The sequence below is a fragment of the Streptomyces sp. 8N706 genome (assembly GCF_052245415.1).
In the GTDB taxonomy this organism is placed as follows: Bacteria; Actinomycetota; Actinomycetes; order Streptomycetales; family Streptomycetaceae; genus Streptomyces.
Genome location: NZ_JBQQBW010000250.1, coordinates 1 through 860 on the forward strand (window position 1 = coordinate 1; position 860 = coordinate 860).

The window sequence follows — 860 nt, forward strand, 5'->3', positions numbered from 1 at the left end:
AACTTGCAGAAGCTGCTTGACACACAGAGGCGCTAATCAACGGCGGATCTGCTGATCAAGGGGAGACGCCAAGTGAGCGAGACGACGATCGAGCACGAGTCCGTCGAGGAGCCGGCAGGTGGTGCGATGCCGTCGGCCGCGTCGGACGAACAGCTCGTCGCGATGCTGGTCGACCGGGCCCGCAGCGAGGGCTTGCAGCTGACCGGCGAGGGTGGGCTGTTGCAGCAGCTGACGAAGCGAGTGCTGGAGTCCGCGCTGGAGGGCGAGATCACCGACCATGTCGGCTACGAGAAGCACGATCCGGCCGGGAAGAACAACGGCAACAGCCGCAACGGCACTCGTGCGAAGACCGTGCTGACCGACGTCGGCCCGGTCGAGGTCAGGGTGCCCCGGGACACCGCGGGCAGCTTCGAGCCGCAGATCGTCAAGAAGCGGCAGCGCCGCCTGCCCGGCGTGGACGAAATGGTGCTCTCCCTGTCCGCGAAGGGCCTCACCCACGGGGAGATCTCCGCGCACCTGGCCGAGGTCTACGGGGCGGAGGTGTCCAAGCAGACCATCTCCACGATCACCGACAAGGTGATGGAGGGAATGGCCGAATGGCAGAACCGGCCGCTTGACCGTGTCTATCCGGTTCTGTTCGTGGACGCCATCAACGTCAAGATCAGGGACGGGCAGGTTGCGAACCGGCCGGTCTACGTCGTGATGGCCGTGACCACCGAAGGCACCCGGGACATCCTGGGGATCTGGGCCGGCGACGGCGGTGAGGGCGCGAAGTACTGGCTGCACGTGTTCACCGAGCTGAAGAACCGCGGCCTGGACGATGTGCTCATGCTCGTCTGCGATGGCCTCAAGGGCCTGCC

1 protein-coding gene is annotated in these 860 nt (G+C 65.9%); it reads left to right on the forward strand.

Translation table 11 applies throughout. The annotated features are described in order from the left end of the window. Positions 1-126: 126 nt before the first annotated feature. On the forward strand, positions 127-860 hold a 734-nt coding region (locus ACTWQE_RS34105; protein ID WP_443332964.1), incomplete at its 3' end, for an IS256 family transposase.